Annotated in this window: 16 protein-coding genes; 13 read left to right on the top strand and 3 right to left on the bottom strand. The window is 67.2% G+C overall.

Annotated elements, in window-relative coordinates; all coding sequences use genetic code 11:
* Positions 1–42: 42 nt before the first annotated feature.
* From AC1RLW_RS18735 to AC1RLW_RS18700, 8 genes are all read left to right on the top strand, one after another.
* On the top strand, positions 43–1,623 hold the full coding sequence (locus AC1RLW_RS18735) for a methyl-accepting chemotaxis protein (protein WP_070061534.1): 1,581 nt from the start codon (positions 43–45) through the stop codon (positions 1,621–1,623).
* A gap of 16 nt (positions 1,624–1,639) precedes the next feature.
* A complete protein-coding gene (locus AC1RLW_RS18730; protein ID WP_493194446.1) occupies positions 1,640–3,262 on the top strand; it encodes a methyl-accepting chemotaxis protein in 1,623 nt (540 codons plus the stop codon).
* A 16-nt stretch (positions 3,263–3,278) separates the two neighbouring features.
* Entirely contained in the window at positions 3,279–3,803 is a 525-nt protein-coding gene (locus AC1RLW_RS18725; protein WP_070061536.1) for a chemotaxis protein CheW, read from the top strand.
* A 10-nt stretch (positions 3,804–3,813) separates the two neighbouring features.
* Positions 3,814–5,532 (top strand): methyl-accepting chemotaxis protein, encoded by a 1,719-nt coding sequence (locus tag AC1RLW_RS18720; RefSeq protein WP_095946608.1) that lies wholly within the window; start codon positions 3,814–3,816, stop codon positions 5,530–5,532.
* Positions 5,533–5,645: 113 nt separating this feature from the next.
* Positions 5,646–7,610: a flagellar hook-associated protein FlgK gene (gene flgK / locus AC1RLW_RS18715; protein WP_307637172.1), complete on the top strand. Its 1,965-nt coding sequence runs from the start codon at positions 5,646–5,648 to the stop codon at positions 7,608–7,610.
* Positions 7,611–7,644: 34 nt separating this feature from the next.
* Positions 7,645–8,856 carry a flagellar hook-associated protein FlgL gene (gene flgL / locus AC1RLW_RS18710; protein WP_493194443.1) on the top strand — a complete coding sequence of 404 codons (1,212 nt, stop codon included), beginning with the start codon at positions 7,645–7,647 and terminating at the stop codon, positions 8,854–8,856.
* A 145-nt stretch (positions 8,857–9,001) separates the two neighbouring features.
* Positions 9,002–9,625, top strand: coding sequence for a pentapeptide repeat-containing protein (locus AC1RLW_RS18705; RefSeq protein WP_493194442.1), 624 nt, complete (start codon positions 9,002–9,004; stop codon positions 9,623–9,625).
* A 184-nt stretch (positions 9,626–9,809) separates the two neighbouring features.
* On the top strand, positions 9,810–10,868 hold the full coding sequence (locus AC1RLW_RS18700; protein WP_492685873.1) for a hypothetical protein: 1,059 nt from the start codon (positions 9,810–9,812) through the stop codon (positions 10,866–10,868).
* Positions 10,869–10,891: 23 nt separating this feature from the next.
* Here AC1RLW_RS18700 and kdsA read toward each other — a convergent pair whose 3' ends face one another.
* Positions 10,892–11,743, bottom strand: a complete 852-nt coding sequence (kdsA, locus tag AC1RLW_RS18695) for a 3-deoxy-8-phosphooctulonate synthase (RefSeq protein ID WP_493194441.1) — start codon at positions 11,741–11,743, stop codon at positions 10,892–10,894.
* Positions 11,744–11,828: 85 nt separating this feature from the next.
* On the opposite strand from kdsA, the gene AC1RLW_RS18690 reads away from it, so the two are divergent.
* A complete protein-coding gene (locus AC1RLW_RS18690) occupies positions 11,829–12,383 on the top strand; it encodes a GNAT family N-acetyltransferase (protein WP_493194439.1) in 555 nt (184 codons plus the stop codon).
* A gap of 65 nt (positions 12,384–12,448) precedes the next feature.
* Positions 12,449–13,051: an SMI1/KNR4 family protein gene (locus AC1RLW_RS18685; RefSeq protein ID WP_493194437.1), complete on the top strand. Its 603-nt coding sequence runs from the start codon at positions 12,449–12,451 to the stop codon at positions 13,049–13,051.
* 10 nt (positions 13,052–13,061) lie between these two features.
* Here AC1RLW_RS18685 and AC1RLW_RS18680 read toward each other — a convergent pair whose 3' ends face one another.
* A complete protein-coding gene (locus tag AC1RLW_RS18680; RefSeq protein ID WP_062469291.1) occupies positions 13,062–13,919 on the bottom strand; it encodes a LysR family transcriptional regulator in 858 nt (285 codons plus the stop codon).
* An 83-nt stretch (positions 13,920–14,002) separates the two neighbouring features.
* Between AC1RLW_RS18680 and AC1RLW_RS18675 the strand changes: the two genes are divergently transcribed.
* Positions 14,003–14,380, top strand: coding sequence for a tautomerase family protein (locus AC1RLW_RS18675; protein WP_062469294.1), 378 nt, complete (start codon positions 14,003–14,005; stop codon positions 14,378–14,380).
* 135 nt (positions 14,381–14,515) lie between these two features.
* Here the strand turns inward: AC1RLW_RS18675 and AC1RLW_RS18670 are convergent, their stop codons facing one another.
* On the bottom strand, positions 14,516–15,703 hold the full coding sequence (locus tag AC1RLW_RS18670; protein WP_493194435.1) for an alpha/beta fold hydrolase: 1,188 nt from the start codon (positions 15,701–15,703) through the stop codon (positions 14,516–14,518).
* A gap of 238 nt (positions 15,704–15,941) precedes the next feature.
* Here AC1RLW_RS18670 and AC1RLW_RS18665 point away from each other — a divergent pair, with 238 nt between their 5' ends.
* Both AC1RLW_RS18665 and AC1RLW_RS18660 read left to right on the top strand, forming a co-directional pair.
* Positions 15,942–16,997, top strand: a complete 1,056-nt coding sequence (locus AC1RLW_RS18665; protein ID WP_493194433.1) for a sensor histidine kinase — start codon at positions 15,942–15,944, stop codon at positions 16,995–16,997.
* On the top strand, positions 16,994–17,788 hold the full coding sequence (locus AC1RLW_RS18660) for a LytR/AlgR family response regulator transcription factor (protein ID WP_493194431.1): 795 nt from the start codon (positions 16,994–16,996) through the stop codon (positions 17,786–17,788). Before AC1RLW_RS18665 ends, AC1RLW_RS18660 begins: the two co-directional genes overlap by 4 nt.
* Positions 17,789–17,803: the final 15 nt, after the last annotated feature.

Raw genomic sequence — 17,803 nt, 5'->3', positions numbered from 1 at the left:
GATGCGGCCACCGTCCCCCGTTATTGAAAGAAGAGAAGCGCAATGAGTTTGAAGGATCTGAAAATCGGCACCCGCCTGGGGCTCGGCTTCGCGGTGCTGCTGCTGCTGATGGCGTTCATTGCGGGCACGGGCGTGCTGCGCCTGACGAACGTGGGGCAGGCGACCGACGAGATGGTGCAGGGCGCGCTGGTCAAGGAGCGGCTGGCGGCCGAATGGCTCAGCCTGCTCAAGTCGAACACGGTGGCCAACTACGCGATGGTCAAGACCACCGACCCCGAGGTGGCGGCCTATTTCGCCAAGCTCCAGGCGGCGGGTTCGGCGCGCATCACGCCGGCGCAGAAGCAGCTGGAAGCCATGCTCGCCACGCCGGAAGAAAAGGCGCTCTATGCCGCGGTGGTCGCGGCGCGCGTCGTCGTGCTCGAGACCGTGGGCACGCTCAACAAGCTCAAGGACGAGAAGAAGATCGACGAAGCCAATGTGCTGGTCGACACCAAGTTCAGCGCGGCGCTCGCCGTCTACGCCGGCGCCGTCGAAAACCTGGCCAACCACCAGCGCGAGAAGATCGACGCCGCCGCCAAGGGCATCGCGGCCGACCACACCGAGGGCCGCACTACGCTGCTCGTGCTGTCGGCCATCGCGCTGGCGCTGGGCGCGCTGTTCGCCTGGCGCCTCACGCTGGGCATCGTGCGCCCGCTGGGCCATGCGCTCGAAGTGGCCGAGACGGTGGCCGCCGGCGACCTGAGCGCGAACATCCGCGTGGACAGCCGCGACGAAGCGGGCCAGCTGATGCAGGCGCTGAAGGACATGAACGCCAATCTCGCCAAGGTGGTGGGTGAAGTGCGCACGGGCACGGAGACGATCGCCACGGCCTCGGGGCAGATCGCTTCGGGCAACCAGGACCTGTCCTCGCGCACGGAAGAGCAGGCGAGTTCGCTGGAGCAGACGGCGGCGTCGATGGAAGAGCTGACTTCGACGGTGAAGCAGAACGCGGACAACGCGCGGCAGGCGAACCAGCTGGCCGTCTCCGCTTCGGAAGTGGCAGTGAAGGGTGGGGCGGTCGTGTCGCAGGTCGTGGACACGATGGGCTCGATCAACGCCTCGTCCAAGAAGATCGTCGACATCATTGGCGTGATCGACGGCATCGCATTCCAGACCAACATCCTGGCGCTGAACGCGGCGGTTGAAGCCGCACGCGCCGGTGAGCAAGGTCGTGGCTTTGCCGTCGTGGCTTCCGAAGTTCGCAGCCTCGCCCAACGCTCCGCAGCCGCCGCCAAGGAAATCAAGACCCTGATCGGCGACTCGGTGGAGAAGGTCGAGGAAGGCAGCAAGCAAGTCGCAGAAGCCGGCCGCACGATGGAAGAGATCGTGGGCAGCGTGAAGCGCGTGACGGACATCATGGGCGAGATCACCGCCGCGAGCCAGGAGCAGACCTCCGGCATCGAGCAGATCAACCAGGCGATCACGCAGATGGACCAGGTCACGCAGCAGAACGCGGCGCTGGTCGAAGAAGCGTCGGCCGCCGCGCAGTCGCTGCAGGAGCAGGCGGGTAGCCTGTCGCAGGTCGTCGGCGTGTTCCGCCTCGGCGGCAGCAGCAGCCACGGCAACGCGCTGGCCCTGGCCTGAAGGCGACGCACCGGCCATGCGTGTCAATCTGCCCGTCACCGACATCGAATACGAACTCTCGAAGGAAGAGGCCCTGGTGTCCCGCACCGACCTCAAGGGCCGCATCACCTACGTCAACCCGGCCTTCGTCGCGGCCAGCGGCTTCACGGCCGGCGAACTCCTGGGCAAGGCGCACAACATCGTGCGCCACCCCGACGTGCCGCCCGAGGCCTTCGCCGACCTGTGGCGCACGCTCGACCAGGGCCTGCCCTGGACCGGCCTGATCAAGAACCGGCGCAAGAGCGGCGACTTCTACTGGGTGCTCGCCAACGTCACGCCGATCCGCCACCAGGGCCGCGTGGAGGGCTACATGTCCGTGCGCAGCCGCCCTGCGCGCGAGGACGTGGCCGCCGCCGATGCGCTCTACCGCCGCATGCGCGAGGGCGAGGCCAAGGGCCTCGAGCTGCTGCAGGGCGAGGTGGTGCGCAGCGGCTGGACGCGTCCGCTGGCGCGGCTGCGACGCATCCCGGTGCGGCGCCGCGTGTTCGGCGTGACCGTCGTAGCGGCTGCGCTGTCCGCGGGCCTGGGCGCGCTGGGCTGGATGGAAGCGTCCCGCCTGGCCGCTGCGTCGGGCGCGCACAGCTGGTTGCCCAACGCCGTGGCTGCGGGCAGCCTCGGCGCCGCGCTGGCGTGGCTGGGCCTCGGTGCGTTCCTCGGGCGCACGGTGTTCCGTCCGCTCGACGAAGCCATCGAGGTCGCGCGCACCATCGCCGGTGGCGACCTCGTGCGCTTCACGGTGCGGCCCGGCGACGAGATCGCGGGGCTGCTGCGCGCGCTGAACCAGATGAGCGCCAACCTCTTCGCGATCGTCGCCGACGTGGGCGCGAACGTCGCGGGCGTGATGTCGGCGTCGAGCCAGATCGCTTCGGGCAACGAAGACTTGTCGTCACGCACCGAGCAGCAGGCCAGCTCGCTGGAGCAGACGGCGGCGTCGATGGAAGAGCTGACCTCGACCGTGAAGCAGAACGCGGACAACGCCCTGCAGGCGAACCAGCTGGCCGTCTCCGCCTCCGAAGTGGCGGTGAAGGGCGGCGCCGTGGTGTCGCAGGTCGTGGACACGATGGGCTCGATCAACGCCTCGTCGAAAAAGATCGTCGACATCATCGGCGTGATCGACGGCATCGCGTTCCAGACCAACATCCTCGCGCTGAACGCGGCCGTGGAAGCGGCCCGCGCGGGCGAGCAGGGCAAAGGCTTTGCCGTGGTCGCGTCGGAGGTGCGCAGCCTGGCGCAGCGCTCGGCGGCTGCCGCGAAAGAAATCAAGACCCTCATCGGCGACTCGGTGGAGAAGGTCGAGGCAGGCAGCAAGCAGGTGGCCGAGGCCGGCCGCACCATGCAGGAGATCGTCGGCAGCGTGAAGCGCGTGACCGACATCATGGGCGAGATCACGACGGCGAGCCAGGAGCAGACCTCGGGCATCGAGCAGATCAACCAGGCCATCGCGCAGATGGACCAGGTGACGCAGCAGAACGCCGCACTGGTCGAGGAAGCCTCGGCCACGGCGCAGTCGCTGCAGGAACAGGCCGAGGGCCTGGTCCGGGCCGCAGGGGTATTCAGGACCGGGGCGGGCGAGGGTGCCGGCGCCCGGGATGCGTATTGAACGAGGAGAAGAACACATGTTGAACAACACCAGAGACACATCACCGCGATCGAATGGCGCGGCGCCGTCCGCGTCCACCGTGGCCAACCGCCTGGAGGTCGTGACCTTCAAGCTCGGCGACGAGGAATACGGCATCGACATCCAGAAGGTGCAGGAGCTGCGCGGCTACGACGCCGTGACGCGCATCGCGAACGCGCCGGACTACATCAAGGGTGTGGTCAATCTGCGCGGCATCATCGTGCCGATCATCGACATGCGCATCAAGTTCGAGCTGGGCGCGCCCACCTACGACCAGTTCACGGTGGTGATCGTGCTGAACATCTCGGGCCGCGTGGTGGGCATGGTGGTGGACAGCGTGTCCGACGTGATCACGCTCACGGCCGAGCAGATCAAGCCGGCGCCCGAGATGGGCTCGGTGCTCGACACCGACTACCTGATCGGCCTGGGCACGCTGGACGAACGCATGCTGATCCTGGTGGACATCGACCGGCTGATGTCCAGCGAAGAAATGGGCCTCATCGAAGCCGCCGCCACCGTTTGAGGACCACCCCATGACATTCTTTTCGAACCTTCGCATCGGCACCCGCCTGACCCTTGCCTTCGCCATCGTGCTGGGGCTGACGCTCATTTCCAGCGCGGTGGGGCTGATGTCGGCGCACAAGAACGCCGAAGCCACGCGCATCATGATGCAGAGCCCGCTGGCCAAGGAGCGGCTCATTTCCGACTGGTACGTGCTGACCTACTCGGCCATCGCGCGCACCTCGATGATCGCGCGCACCACCGACGAGGCACTGCCGATGCTGTTCGCCGACGTGATCTCCGAGAGCGTGAAGAAGGGCAGCGAGACCATGGCCAAGGTCGAGGCGCTGCTGGTCACCGACGAAGAGAAGGCGACCTACAAGTCCATCGTCGAGCTGCGCGCCAAGTACCAGGCCGCCAAGGACGAGGTGACCCGCGCCAAGGCCAGCGGCAACACGGTCGAGACCGTGCGCGCCTACCAGCTGTCGTTCCAGCCGGCCGCCAAGGCCTATGAGAACCGCGTGCTCGAGCTGCTGGCCATCGAACGCCGCGCCATCGACGACATGAGCCACGCCATCGACGCGGCGAATGCGAAGAGCTTCAACCTGCGCCTGCTGCTGACGGCGCTCACGGTGCTGCTGGGCGGCCTGTTCGCCTTCTTCATCTCGCGCAGCATCGTGCGTCCGCTGGCCAAGGCCGTGGGCGTGGCCGAGACGGTGGCCGCGGGCGACCTGAGCGCGAACATCCGCGTGGACAGCCGCGACGAGACGGGGCAGCTGATGCAGGCGCTGAAGGACATGAACGCGAATCTCGCCAAGGTGGTGGGTGAAGTGCGCACGGGCACGGAGACCATCGCCACGGCCTCGGGGCAGATCGCTTCGGGCAACCAGGACCTGTCGTCGCGCACGGAAGAGCAGGCCAGTTCGCTGGAGCAGACGGCCGCTTCGATGGAAGAGCTGACTTCGACGGTGAAGCAGAACGCGGACAACGCGCGGCAGGCAAACCAGCTGGCGGTCTCCGCTTCGGAAGTTGCCGTCAAGGGCGGCGCGGTCGTGTCGCAGGTCGTGGACACGATGGGTTCGATCAATGCATCGTCCAAGAAGATCGTCGACATCATCGGCGTGATCGATGGCATCGCGTTCCAGACCAACATCCTGGCGTTGAATGCGGCGGTTGAAGCGGCTCGTGCAGGTGAGCAAGGTCGCGGATTCGCAGTCGTGGCTTCTGAAGTCCGCAGCCTCGCCCAACGCTCCGCAGCCGCCGCCAAGGAAATCAAGACCCTGATCGGTGACTCGGTAGAAAAGGTCGAAGAAGGCAGCAAGCAGGTCGCCGAAGCCGGCCGCACGATGGAAGAGATCGTGGGCAGCGTCAAGCGCGTGACGGACATCATGGGCGAGATCACGGCCGCGAGCCAGGAACAGACCTCCGGCATCGAGCAGATCAACCAGGCGATCACGCAGATGGACCAGGTCACGCAGCAGAACGCAGCGCTGGTCGAAGAGGCTTCAGCCGCCGCGCAGTCGCTGCAGGAACAGGCCGGCGCCCTCGTGCAGGCCGTGAGCGTCTTCAAGCTCGACGCGAACGCGGTCGCGACGACCCGCGCCAGCTTCACGCGCATCACGCCGATTCCCAAGCCGCCGAAGCCGACGCCCAAGCCGCGTGCCAAGGCGCTGCCCACGCGCCGCGAACCGACCGGCACACCGCAACTGGCCATGGCCGGCGACGCCAAGGGCGACTGGTCGGAGTTCTGAGAAAGACGGCATGACACCGCGCGCCCTCAACTTCGGGCGCGCGCTGCCGATAACCAGCGAGAGGCATCGCGCGCGATGCCGCTCCCCCACACCCCTTTGACAGGTAAAGCCTTATGTCCGGAAGCATGTTCTACACAGGTCTGAGCGGCCTCGCGGTCGCCCGCACCGCGCTGATGACCACGGCCCACAACACCGCCAACGTGTACACGGCCGGCTACAGCCGCCAGATCGCGCAGATCGCCTCCGCCGGCGGCATTGCCAGCGGCTCGGGCTTCATCGGCTCGGGCGCCAACGTGACGACCGTGTCGCGCAGCTACGACCGCTACCTCACGGCGCAGCTGGCCACCGCGCAGTCGCAGTCGGCCGCGCTGGCCACCAACGGCGTTCAGGTCAACCGCATCGACCAGCTGCTGGCCGACAAGACCTCGGGCATCGCGCCGCTGATGCAGAGCTTCTTCACCAGCGTGCAGGGCGTGGCCAACACGCCGGCCGACCCGGCCGCGCGCCAGCAGATGATCAGCGCGGCGCAGTCGCTGGCCAGCAAGTTCCGCGCGACCGACCAGTACCTGTCGGACCTGAACACCTCGGTCAACGAGCAGATCGTGGGCAGCGTGAGCCAGATCAACACCTACGCGGCCAAGATCGCCAGCCTGAACCAGCAGATCAGCCAGATGAGCGCGGTGGCCGGCGGCCAGGCGCCCAACGACCTGCTCGACCAGCGCGACCAGCTCGTGAGCGAGCTGAGCCAGGTGGTCGACGTGCGCGTGCTGCAGCAGGACGACGGCAAGTACAACGTGTTCATCGCCACCGGCCAGTCGCTGGTGGTGGGCGACCACGCCTCCAAGATGGCGGCGGTGACGTCGTCGGCCGACCCCACGCGCCAGGTGGTGGCGCTGTCGGGCTTTGCCGGCAACACCGTCGAGCTCGACGACAGCGCCTTCACCGGCGGCGTGCTCGGCGGCCTCATGGCCTTTCGCAAGGACACGCTGATCCCCACGCAGAACGCCATCGGCCGGCTGGCCATGTCGGTGGCCGACGCGGTGAATGCGCAGCACAAGCTGGGCGTGGACCTGAACGGCGCACTGGGCCAGAACTTCTTCTCGCAGGCCGTGCCGGGCACGATCGCCAATGCCGGCAACAGCGGCAACCTCGAGCTCGGCGCCACGCTGACCGATGCGTCCAAGCTCACCACCAGCGACTACAACGTGAGCGTCACCGACGTGGCGGGCACGCTCACCTACACGGTCACGCGTCTGTCGGACAAGACGCCGATGGGCAGCTTCACCACCTTCCCGATCAGCTTCGACGGCGTGAGCCTCACGGCCGCGAGCGGCACGGCGCAGGCCGGCGATTCGTTCCTGGTGCAGCCCACGCGCACCGGCGCGCGCGACCTCGAGGTGCTGGTGCGCGACCCGGCCAAGGTGGCCGCCGCCTCGCCCGTGATCACCGGCAACACCGCGGGCAACAAGGGCAGCGGCGCACTGGGCGCGGCCACCGTCGATGCCGCCTACCCGGGCTCGCCGCTGGCCGGCAACGTCACGCTGAGCTTCAACGCGGGCACCGGCACGCTGTCGGGCTTTCCGGCCGGCTCGGCCGTGACCGTCACGCGCGCCGACGGCACCGCCACCAGCTACCCGGCCGGCACGCCCGTGCCGTACACGGCCGGCGCGAAGATGAGCTTCGACGGCATCACCGTGGCCATGACGGGCGCGCCCGCGCAGGGCGACACCTTCACCATCGGCAAGAACACCGGCGGCGTCTCCGACGGCGGCAACGCGCTGCTGCTGGGCGCGCTGCAGCGCAAGACCACGATGTCGAACGGCACCGCGACCTTCAACGGTGCCTACTCGCAGCTGGTGAGCGACGTCGGCAACCGCGCCATGTCGATCAAGGTGGCCGCTGTCACGCAGGACAGCGTGACCGGCCAGATCAAGGCCAGCCAGCGCGCGATTTCCGGCGTGGTGCAGGACGAAGAAACCGGCAACCTGCTGATGTTCCAGCAGATGTACCAGGCCAACGCCAAGGTGATCCAGACCGCCTCGGCGATGTTCGACGCCATCCTCGGCATCCGCAGCTGATCGTTCACCCCCCGCACAGATTCCAGGACCCGCGATGCGCATCAGCACCCAATCCTTCTACGAACAGAGCCTGCAGTCGATGGGCCTGCAGCAGCAGAAGCTGTTCAAGGTCCAGCAGCAGCTGGCGACCAACTCCAAGTTCCTGACGGCCGGCGACGACCCGGTGGGCGCGGCGCGCGCGCTCGGCGTGAGCCAGACGCTGGCGGAGGGCGCCCAGTTCGCCACCAGCCGCCAACGCGCGGCGCTGGCGCTGTCGACCGAAGAGAACGCGCTCGACTCGGTGACGTCGATCCTGCAGCACGTGAAGACGCTGGTCGTGCAGGCCGGCGGCGGCGGCCTGTCGGACGCCGATCGCGGCTCGCTTGCCACGGCCATCCAGAGCAGCCTGGAGCAGCTCGTGGGCGTGGCCAACAGCGACAACGGCAGCGGCCAGTACCTGTTCGCCGGCTTCAAGAGCGGCAGTCCGCCCTTCGTGATGGCTGCCGGCGGCGGCGTGCAGTACGTGGGCGACCAGGGCGAGCGGCTGATGCAGATCGACGTGGCGCGCCAGATGTCGACCTCGGACGACGGCCGCAGCATCTTCCAGTCGGTGCAGGGCGGTGCGGGCTACGTGACCTCGGGCTCACCTGCCAACACCGGCTCGGGCGTGTTCGGCGCCGTGAGCATCACCGACGCCACCGCACCGAACTACGGCAAGGACTTCACGATCCGCTTCACCGGCACCGACTACACGGTGATGACCAAGGACACGCCGCCCGTGGTGGCCGCGAGCGGCCCGTTCACCGCCGGCACCCCGATCTCGTTCGGCGGCGTGCAGATCGCCATCAGCGGCACGCCGGCCAACGGCGACAGCTTCGACGTGTCGACCGCGCAGAACGCCGGCACCGACATCTTCGCGGCCCTGGGCGAACTGGTGACGGCGTTGCGCGCACCGCTGAACGGCGGCGGCGCGGCGGCCCAGGCGCAGTTGCGCAACGCCTTGAGCACCGCCAACGTGAAGGTCACGAACGCGCACGACAACGTGCTCACCGTGCTGTCGTCGGTGGGCTCGCGCCAGGTCGAGCTGCAGGCGCTCGACAGCGCCGGCGCGATGAACAAGCTGCAGGAAGAAAGCTACCTGTCGTCGATCGAGGACCTCGATCCGTACACGGCGATTTCCGAGTTCTATCAGCGGCAGTCGTCGCTGCAGGCGACGCAGATGACGTTTGCCAAGTTGAACAGCATTTCGCTTTTCAACTACCTTTGAGGGGGTGGCCGGCGGCTGCGTGCCGGCCACTGGAGGGGGACAGCCAATCGTCGCGATGGACGCGGGCAGAATGCGTCGACTGGCTGCCGTCGGTCGTCCGCCTGGCAGCCGCGCACCACCCCCACCTTCCTCGGAGAATCGATCCATGGCCGAACGTGCATATGGGGCACCGGCACCTGCGACCCAGACCACGCTGGCTGGAGAGCGCTGGTACGGGAAAGACATCGACCGGCAAACCTACACCGCCGTCCTGTTCAGCGATCTCGACCTCACGGAGGCCAGGAACACCGGCTCGGTGTTCACCGACTGCACGTTCCGGAGCGCGCGCTTCAATGCGTCGGTCCACACGGAGGCGGCCTTCGTCAATTGCACGTTTGTCGCCTGCAAGTTCTTCGACGCCAGCTTCATCGATTGCAAGTTCATCGGCAGCATGTTCGACGGCTGCATGTTCGAGGTGATGAAAGTGGTCGGCGGCGACTGGTCGTTTGCCGGCCTCCCGGGGGCGGACCTGCGCAAGGCGTCGTTCCATGGCACACGGATGCGAGAGGTCGACCTCACGGGCGCACGGTGCGACGGCGGCGTGCTTCGCGATGTCGATCTGTCGGGGGCCTGGCTGCACAGCGCCAACTTCTCGCGGTGCGACCTGCGTGGCAGCGACCTGAGCGCACTCGAACCGCAGCACGTGCAGCTCCAGGGCGCAGTCATCACCGCCGTGCAAGCGTTGACCATTGCCGAGGCGCTGGGAATGGACGTCAGGCCGGAGGAATAGAAGCGAGACAGCGCGGGTGCGATGAACACGAGGCAGGAAGCAAGCTGCCTGCCGTTGGCGTGGGATTGCTTCTTCGCTTGCGTTTTGCGAGGCGGGCCACCGGTTCCCGTGGCCTCCCACAAAAGCGGTATTTCGTTTGCGAATCGTCGGGCTAGATTCAGGCGCCATCCTGGAGGAGAAAAGCATGCCGATCGTTCGCACCCTGGCCTTGAGCGTCTTCCTGCTGGGCACGGCCTTGCCCGCCCTGGCCGCGAACGACGGCACCGACAGCCATTGCGTCATCGGCAAGGACAGCACGCTTTTCAACCAGTGCAACTACAGCGTCGACGTGGGCTTCTGTGTCGAGAACCCGCGGCAGACCAAGCACTTCTTCGACAGCTCCGAGGCCTTCCAGTGCCCCAACGGCGGACTCAGCACGCTGGGCCCCGGCAAGAAGGAGGGCAACCTCCTGCACGGCACCGTGCACTGGTGGGCCTGCTCGACCAAGCACCGGGGCACGGGCCGCTGGCGGTACGTGGAAGGACGAGGCTACAGGGGGTACTGCTTCTCCGAGAAAGAAGCGAAGGCCGCGAATCCGGCGCCCTCGCAGCGAACGCGCGCCTCCTCGGAAGAATGCAAGGCGCTGCAGCAACGCGCCACGCAGGCCTCGGGCCCCGGCGCGGACCGGGTCCACAACTACACGATGATCGAGTACCTCGATCGCAGCTGCGGCAACCTGACGCCCGAAGATCGCGCGGCCACGCGCAAGGTCTATCAGCAGGAATACGTGCGGCTCGTCTCCGAATGCAGGCATTCGGGCGCCAGGAACTGCGACTCGGCGGCCATGCCGAACGAGGCCGCGGCGCCGGAGCGTCCGACGGTCCAGGCGGGCAGCGTCCCCGCAGCGAGAGCATCCTCGCGCAGCGAACCCTCCGTGGACATGCTGATGTCGCGCTGCTCGGACGCCCTGCGGACCGCCATTGACACCTTCTATCAATCGGAGGTGGAGGCCGACCGCTACTACCGCCGCACGCACACCGGGTCTCGCGAGCGGGTGCAGGGCTGGATGACGGAAAAAGCCAGGGTCGAATACGCCGCAGGCGCACTGGCCGTTCCGCCCCAGTCGCTGGCCGAGTACCACGCCGGGGCGCTGCAGGAGGCGGCGAGCCGGACCCGGCCGATGGGCAATGGCCTGCACGATCCCCATCGCGAACAGGCGCTCCTGCGGGCCTGCTACATGAAGGCCCGCCTCGACAGCCGCTAGAGGCCCGTGCGGGCGCGTCCTGTTCAGGCGCGGATGTGCAAGGGCGCGAACGACTTCACCAGGTCGTCCAGTGCCTTCAGCTGCGTGAGGAAGGGCTCCAGCTGGTCCAGCGGCAGGGCGCTGGGACCGTCGCACTTGGCCTGTGCCGGGTCGGGATGCGCTTCGAGAAAGAGGCCCGCCAGGCCCACCGCCAGGCCCGCGCGCGCCAGCTCGGCCACCTGCTCGCGCCGTCCGCCGGAGGCGATGGCGTTGGCCTCGCGTTGCTGGAGTGAATGCGTCACGTCGAAGATGACCGGCAGGTCCCCGGTGACCTTCTTCATGGTGCCGAAGCCGAGCATGTCCACCACCAGGTTGTCGTAGCCGAAGCAGGTGCCGCGGTCGCACAGGATGACGGAAGAATTCCCCGCTTCCTTGAGCTTCTCGACGATGTTGAGTACCTGTGTCGGGCTCAGGAACTGGGGCTTCTTGACGTTGATGACCTTGCCGGTTTGGGCGAGCGCGACGACCAGGTCGGTCTGGCGGGCGAGAAACGCGGGCAGCTGCAGGACGTCCACCACTTCGGCGACGGGTTTCGCCTGCCAGGGCTCGTGCACGTCGGTGAGAACGGGCACGCCGAACGCCGCCTTGACGGCCTCGAAGATCTTCAGGCCCTCTTCCAGGCCGGGGCCCCGGTAGGAATGAATGGACGAGCGATTGGCCTTGTCGAAGCTCGCCTTGAAGACATAGGGAATGCCGAGCTTCTGCGTCACCCGGACGTATTCTTCCGCGGCACGCAGGGCCATGTCTTTCGACTCGAGGACGTTCACGCCGCCGAACAGGACAAAGCCGTTGCTGTTGCTGACGTGGATGGCGGGGGTGATGGCGACGGTGGTCAAGGCGAGCTCCTCTGAAGTGTCTGTTGCCCCGCATTCTCGCGGTTCGGCTCCTGGCCCAGAATGGGCCCCTGACCACGCAGCGACGTTGAACCTGAACCCCGCCATGCAACCTCAGCTCCGAACCCCCCGTCTCGTCCTGCGCCCGTCCGATCCTGACGACGCCGATGACGTGCAGCGCATCGCAGGCGATGTGCGCGTCGCCGAGCCGACCGCGCACGTGCCTCATCCGTATCCGGATGGCGTGGCCAGCGAATGGATCGCCTCGCACGCTCCCGCCTTCCGCGCGGGAACCGACGTCATCTATGCCGTGACCAGCGCCGACACGGGCGAGCTGCTGGGCGCGGTGCAGCTGGCCCACATGTCCGAACTGCATCGCCGCGCCGAACTGGGCTACTGGGTCGCCTTCGCGCATTGGTCGAGCGGCATCTGCTCCGAAGCGGTCGGCGCCGTGATCCGCTACGCGCACGGCGAGCTCGGCATCAGCCGCATCGTGTGCAGCTGCCTGCCGCGCAACACCGGCTCCGAGCGCGTCATGCAGAAAGCCGGGTTCCTCCCGGAGGGACGCCTGGTGAAGCACGTGAACCACCGGGGCGTCTTTGAGGAAATGCTGATCTACGGCCTGAACCTGCCTGGCCGATAGGGGCGGTGCACGAAAGCGACGCGGGGCCGGCGCGCCGTGATCCGCGGTAGGCTGCAGCGAACGCCATGAAAGTACTTTTCCCCAATCCCTTCGGCCGTGCACCGGCCTCCGCTCAGGCGGTCGACGCGCTGCAGCGCCGCCTCGGTTTCTCCAACGCCTACGCCACCTTCCTGCGAACCCAGAACGGCTTCTCGCTGTACGAGATGGAACAGGCCGGCGACATCGCTGCCTATGTGCAGCCAGACGGCACGGCGAGCAGCGCGTCGCATGCCAACTTCCGGGTGCTCAACAGCTTCGGCGCCTCGGACCCCCACTGCGACCTGGAGACGCTGCAGGCCGAGAGCCTGCTGGCCGCCTGGTTCCTGGACATCGGCAGCGACCCCGCGGGCAACCCGTTCGTGGAGGTGCTGCACGGCCGGCACAAGGGCCGCATCGCCAGCCTCGACCACGACCTCTTTGCAGGCAAGCTGGACACGCAGGAGTTCCTGGCCGACATGGAACTGGCCCACCTCCCATCGCTCAGCCTGGACGCGCAGGCCGATGCGCTGTGCGACGAGGCGCAGGGCCTGGTGTGGTTCCACGCCAGCGGCATGCAGTCCTTCCTGGACCATTGCATCCACTGCGACGACGATTTCTGGGGCTTCGTGGTGGACGAACGCGCGCCCTGACGCGGTCGGATCAGTTTCTCGCCACGCTCCTGAACGCCGCAGACAGGGCGTCCACGGCCTCCCGCGCCCGAGCCTCCCGGACCCGGGAGTGCAGCAGGACCGGCAGGCGCGGCAGGTCGGGCAGACCCAGCTTGGGGCCCACGTCGACGCAGCCCAGGGGCAGCATGCGCGGCGCCAAGGCCGCGACGCCCAGTCCGGCCACCACCGCCGCCGCCACGGCCGCGACGCCGCCCCCCACAAACACCTCGGTCCACGGGATGCCGGCCGTGTCCAAAAGCTGCTCCGCCAGCGCGCGCACGCCGCAGGGCTGCGCCATCGTGGCCAGCGGCAGGGGTTCGCCCACGCGGTGTTGCCAGCCTGCGGCAGCGAACCAGCCGAAGCGCTCCTGCGTCAGAAGCTTCCCGTCCGTGCGTCCGGCATGCAGCCGGACGATGACCGTGTCGAGTTCGCGTCGGTCGTAGCTCTGGAGCAGATCGCCTGACGAACCGATCCGGATATCGATCAGCAGCTGCGCGTCTTGCGCGTTCATGCGGGCGATCAGCGCGGGCAACTCCGGGCCTGCCACGTGGTCGCTGATGCCGATGGTCAGCCGCTGGCGGGCGCTCGCAAAGGCCGCCAGCGTGCGATCGTGGACCGCCAGGAGTTCCCGGGCATGTCCCAGGAAGGCGGCACCGCGCGCTGACAGCTCCACGTGCCGCGGTGTGCGCTCCAGAAGCCGGCAGCCCAACCTGTCTTCCAGGCGTTTCAGTTTCAGGCTGATCCCTGCCTGCGTGGTCTGCATGACTTCCGCGGCGCGCGTGAAGCTGCCCAGCTCGGTGATGCGAACGAAGGCCTGAACGGCATCGAGATCCAGCGGGCGATCAGTCATGACAAAAGATTGTTATTGAGATAAGTATCAATAGCAAATCTGAATACATAACATCTGCTGTTCCACCATGACCCGGAGCAGCGATGCCCACCATTCACATCTCGATGCGCGCGGGAAAGCCAGAGGCCTACCGGCAGGCGATCTTCGACAGCCTCTATCGCGCCCTGCGCGACACGTTGAACGTGCCGCAAGACGACCAGTTCATGACGATCACCGAGCACGAGGCCGCCAACTTCCGATATGGAGGCGCCTTCGGCGTCGCGCGCAGCGACGATCTCCTGTACATCCAGATCACCGTTTTCAACACGCGCACCGCGCAGCAGAAGAAGGCGCTGTTCCAGCGCATCGCGCAGCTACTGGCCGAGAGTCCGGGGATACGGCCGGAGGATGTGTTCGTGACCCTTGCCGATGCACCCAGGGAGAACTGGTCCGTCGGGCACGGGCTGGCGCAATTTGCCTGAGGAATGGCTCCTTCAGCCTCCAAAAGAAAGCCTGCATCCATCGCGCGATTCCAGAAAACTGGTGGACGGAATTTGAAAGAGGCCGGCTTCCTCTTTCCGACCGGACGCTTGCTGACAACGCCACAGACCGCGCGCCTACTTCGCCAGGAGCGATGCAATCGCCGGCCCGGCCAGGCCGATGGTGGCACCCAGTGCATCGGCGTGGCCGTTGGGACTGTTCATCTCGACATACTCTGCCGGCGTGCCTTGCGCCTTGAGGATCTCCACGGCGCGTTTGGACAGGAGCGGCGGAAAGATCTGGTCCGAGCTGATGCCCACGAACAGCGACCTGGCCTTGATGCGTTCTGGTTTGGCGCTGGGCAACTGCAAGGCCTTCAGCGTGTACAGCCAGCTGTTGGCGTCCATGCCCTTGGCACGCGCTTCGCCGATCTTCTCGAGGGTGGCATCGACCGCAAACTGGTTCGCAGCCGCTTCGCCGGGGTTCTTGCCCGGGTCGGCCCACTTCTGGCCGAAGGCCTTGTCGGCCCAGGCGAAGCTGAGCGCGTCGAGGGTGACCAGCCGCATGGCCTGCGTCATGCCGGCCATCGGCTCGGCCTTGCCGTGGTAGTCGCCGTGGGCCCAGTTCGGGTCCAGCCGCACGGCCGCGCCCCACGAGCTCATCTTGGCGATGGCGTAGGCCGGGCTGTCGACGCCGGGCCCCACGATGGACACCAGGCGCTGCACGCGCTCCGGGTAGGCCGAGGCCCATTCCACCGACATCCAGGCGCCGGCCGACGCGCCCGCCACGGCGTAGAGGGTTCGAATGCCCAACGCATCGAGCAGGGCTTTCTGCACCTCCACCGTGTCCCGCGCCGCCAGCACTGGGAAGCGCGGACCATACGGTTTGCCGGTGGCGGCGTCGATGCTGGCCGGGCCGGTGCTGACGACGGTGGCCGATGCGCGATTGGGGTTGGCCAGCGCGTCGGTCGCGATGACGAAGAACCGATCGGTGTCGATCGGCAGGCCGGCGCCGATGATCGTGTCCCAGTAACCCGGCGCGGCGTCGCTCGCCGCATACCGACCGGCGGCGTGCGAGGTGCCGGTGATGAAGTGATTGATCAGGATCACGTTGTCTCGCGCCGCATTCAGACGGCCATAGGTCTCATAGCCGATGCGCACGCCCTTGATGACCTGGCCGTTCACGGTCGTGTAGGTGGGCAGGTTGAACACCTGCTTTTCCACGATGCCGTCGAAGGCCTGTGCGTTCGTGGTGACGATGGCCGCGCAGATGGCGGCCGTGGCGCAAAGCAGCGTGTTCGAAAGAGAAAAAGAAGATCGTTGCATGGGGACTCCCGGGTGGTGAGGCCCGCACTGTCGGCGGCCGCAGCCAGGCGCGCATCCGGTTTGGCGCCCAAACGCCCGGTGGAGGGCATCAACGGTCGTGAGGCGGTATCGAGCGGTCGCCGTTCGTTCCCCTCAAACGACGGCTCGAGGACAAACTCGCCCCCACGGGCCCCCGATCGGTGGCGGCATGGCGTGCCAACCTCTACAGTGGCGCGATGCATGCTGCCGACGGCCCCCCGTGATCCGCGTTGATTCACCGATTCCCGCCCGCTGGCTGGGCGCAGCGCGGCTGACAGCCAGTTCGTTCCTGCTGTGCGCGATCGCGGCCGGGCTGCTCTTCTGGGCCGCTCCTGCACTCGAAACGCCGGCGCGTCTGTTCGTCTTCGTCGAATGTGTCGGCATGGTGTTCATCGCGTGCGTCGCGGTGCTGGGCCGCTTTGGACGACTGCGGCGAATGCAGGCGCTGACCCGTTGGCTTCTGACCGGCGCGATCGCCATCCCGACGGGGTACTTCGGGGGGCACCTGGTCGCGCTCCTGATATTGGGCGAACCGATCGGCCGCGTCGTGGGTCATGACAGCGACTACATGGTGGCGTTCGCCTTCGGCCTGGTGCTGGCCATGTTCGTCCTCTACGTCGCCGCGACGCGTGACCAGCTTGCCAAGGAGGCGGTCGCCCGATCCGACGCCCAGCGCCTGGCCACCGAATCGGAATTGCGGCTGCTGCGTGCGCAACTCGAGCCCCACATGCTGTTCAACACGCTGGCGACTCTGCGATCGCTCGTCGACGAAGACCCGCGACAGGCCGAGCGCATGATCGACCAGCTGATCGTCTACCTGCGCAGCACGCATGCAGCGTCACGCGACGAAGTGACGACGCTGCAGTCGGAGTTCGCCCAGCTGAGGGCGTACCTCGACATCATGTCCTTGCGCATGGGGCCCAGGCTGGCCTACCGGCTCGACCTGCCCGCCGAGCTGGAGCGGATCGCCATCCCGCCGATGCTGTTGCAGCCGCTGGTCGAGAACGCCATCAGGCACGGCCTGGAGCCGAAGTTGGGCGCAGGGGGCGTCGAAGTGCTGGCACGTTCGATCGAGGGCGGCATCGAGGTCGCTGTGGACGATTCCGGTCTGGGCCTGTCGCCGCACCTGCCCGCTTCGGGTGGCGACGAGGTCTGCGGGGCCGGGCTGAAAAATGTGCGTGACCGCCTCCAGACCCGCTATGGCTTGCGTGCGTCCCTGTCTCTGCAAGCCCGATCGCCGTGCGGCGTGCGCGCGGTCGTGAGGATTCCATCGTGAACGCGTGGCGCGGTGTGATTGCCGAAGATGAACCGGTGCTGTCGAGAACGCTGCAGCGCTTGTTGCACGAAGCCTGGCCCGAGCTGGAGATCGTGGGCGTCGCCGACGACGGCTTGAAGGCGATCGAGCTGGCCCAGACCCTGGCGCCCGATGTGATGTTCCTGGACATCAAGATGCCGGGCAAGACAGGCCTGGAAGTCGCCGAGGCCGTCGCTGACGAGTGGCCCGACGACCAGGCCGAACCGCTCTTCGTCTTCATCACCGCGTACGACAACTTCGCGATCTCGGCGTTCGAGCATGCGGCGATGGACTACATGCTCAAGCCGGCGACGCTCGAACGCCTGCAGGTCTGCGTGCAACGCCTGAAGCAAAGGTTGCACGAGCGCGCGCGGACACCGGCGGCCGGTGGCATGGCGGCCCTGATGGAGCGCGTTCAGTCGATCACCGATCCGGCCGACGTGCCTGAAAAGATCAAGGTCATCCGCGCCGGCGTCGGCAACACCGTGCGGATGATTCCGGTCTCGGAGGTGATCTGCCTGGAAGCCGCCGAGAAGTACGTCAATGTCGTCACGGCCCAGGGCGAAGCGCTGGTGCGCATGAGCCTGCGCGATCTGGTGTCGCGGATCGACGCCGCCGACTTCACGCAGGTGCATCGCGGCGTGCTCGTCAACACCCACTGCATCGAGAGCGCCACCCGTGACGAGAACGGGCGCTACAGCCTGTCGGTGCGGGGCTTGGCGCGATCGCTCAAGGTCAGCCGGGCGTTCGGGCACCTGTTCCGCGCGATGTAGCGGGAGCAGGCTTGT

This window comes from Variovorax sp. GW822-FHT04A09 (genome assembly GCF_058801005.1).
Note: the sequence above shows the minus strand (reverse complement) of the source record. Positions and strands in the feature narration are given on the sequence as shown.

What these genes read in the sequence shown, in the direction of transcription:
- flgK (WP_307637172.1), top strand. Translation starts at nt 5,646, where the DNA reads ATGTCCGGAAGCATGTTCTACACAGGTCTGAGCGGCCTCGCGGTCGCC.
- AC1RLW_RS18675 (WP_062469294.1), top strand. Translation starts at nt 14,003, where the DNA reads ATGCCCACCATTCACATCTCGATGCGCGCGGGAAAGCCAGAGGCCTAC.
- AC1RLW_RS18670 (WP_493194435.1), bottom strand. Translation starts at nt 15,703, where the DNA reads ATGCAACGATCTTCTTTTTCTCTTTCGAACACGCTGCTTTGCGCCACG.
- AC1RLW_RS18720 (WP_095946608.1), top strand. Translation starts at nt 3,814, where the DNA reads ATGACATTCTTTTCGAACCTTCGCATCGGCACCCGCCTGACCCTTGCC.
- AC1RLW_RS18725 (WP_070061536.1), top strand. Translation starts at nt 3,279, where the DNA reads ATGTTGAACAACACCAGAGACACATCACCGCGATCGAATGGCGCGGCG.
- AC1RLW_RS18700 (WP_492685873.1), top strand. Translation starts at nt 9,810, where the DNA reads ATGCCGATCGTTCGCACCCTGGCCTTGAGCGTCTTCCTGCTGGGCACG.
- AC1RLW_RS18680 (WP_062469291.1), bottom strand. Translation starts at nt 13,919, where the DNA reads ATGACTGATCGCCCGCTGGATCTCGATGCCGTTCAGGCCTTCGTTCGC.
- AC1RLW_RS18735 (WP_070061534.1), top strand. Translation starts at nt 43, where the DNA reads ATGAGTTTGAAGGATCTGAAAATCGGCACCCGCCTGGGGCTCGGCTTC.
- AC1RLW_RS18685 (WP_493194437.1), top strand. Translation starts at nt 12,449, where the DNA reads ATGAAAGTACTTTTCCCCAATCCCTTCGGCCGTGCACCGGCCTCCGCT.
- flgL (WP_493194443.1), top strand. Translation starts at nt 7,645, where the DNA reads ATGCGCATCAGCACCCAATCCTTCTACGAACAGAGCCTGCAGTCGATG.
- AC1RLW_RS18705 (WP_493194442.1), top strand. Translation starts at nt 9,002, where the DNA reads ATGGCCGAACGTGCATATGGGGCACCGGCACCTGCGACCCAGACCACG.
- AC1RLW_RS18730 (WP_493194446.1), top strand. Translation starts at nt 1,640, where the DNA reads ATGCGTGTCAATCTGCCCGTCACCGACATCGAATACGAACTCTCGAAG.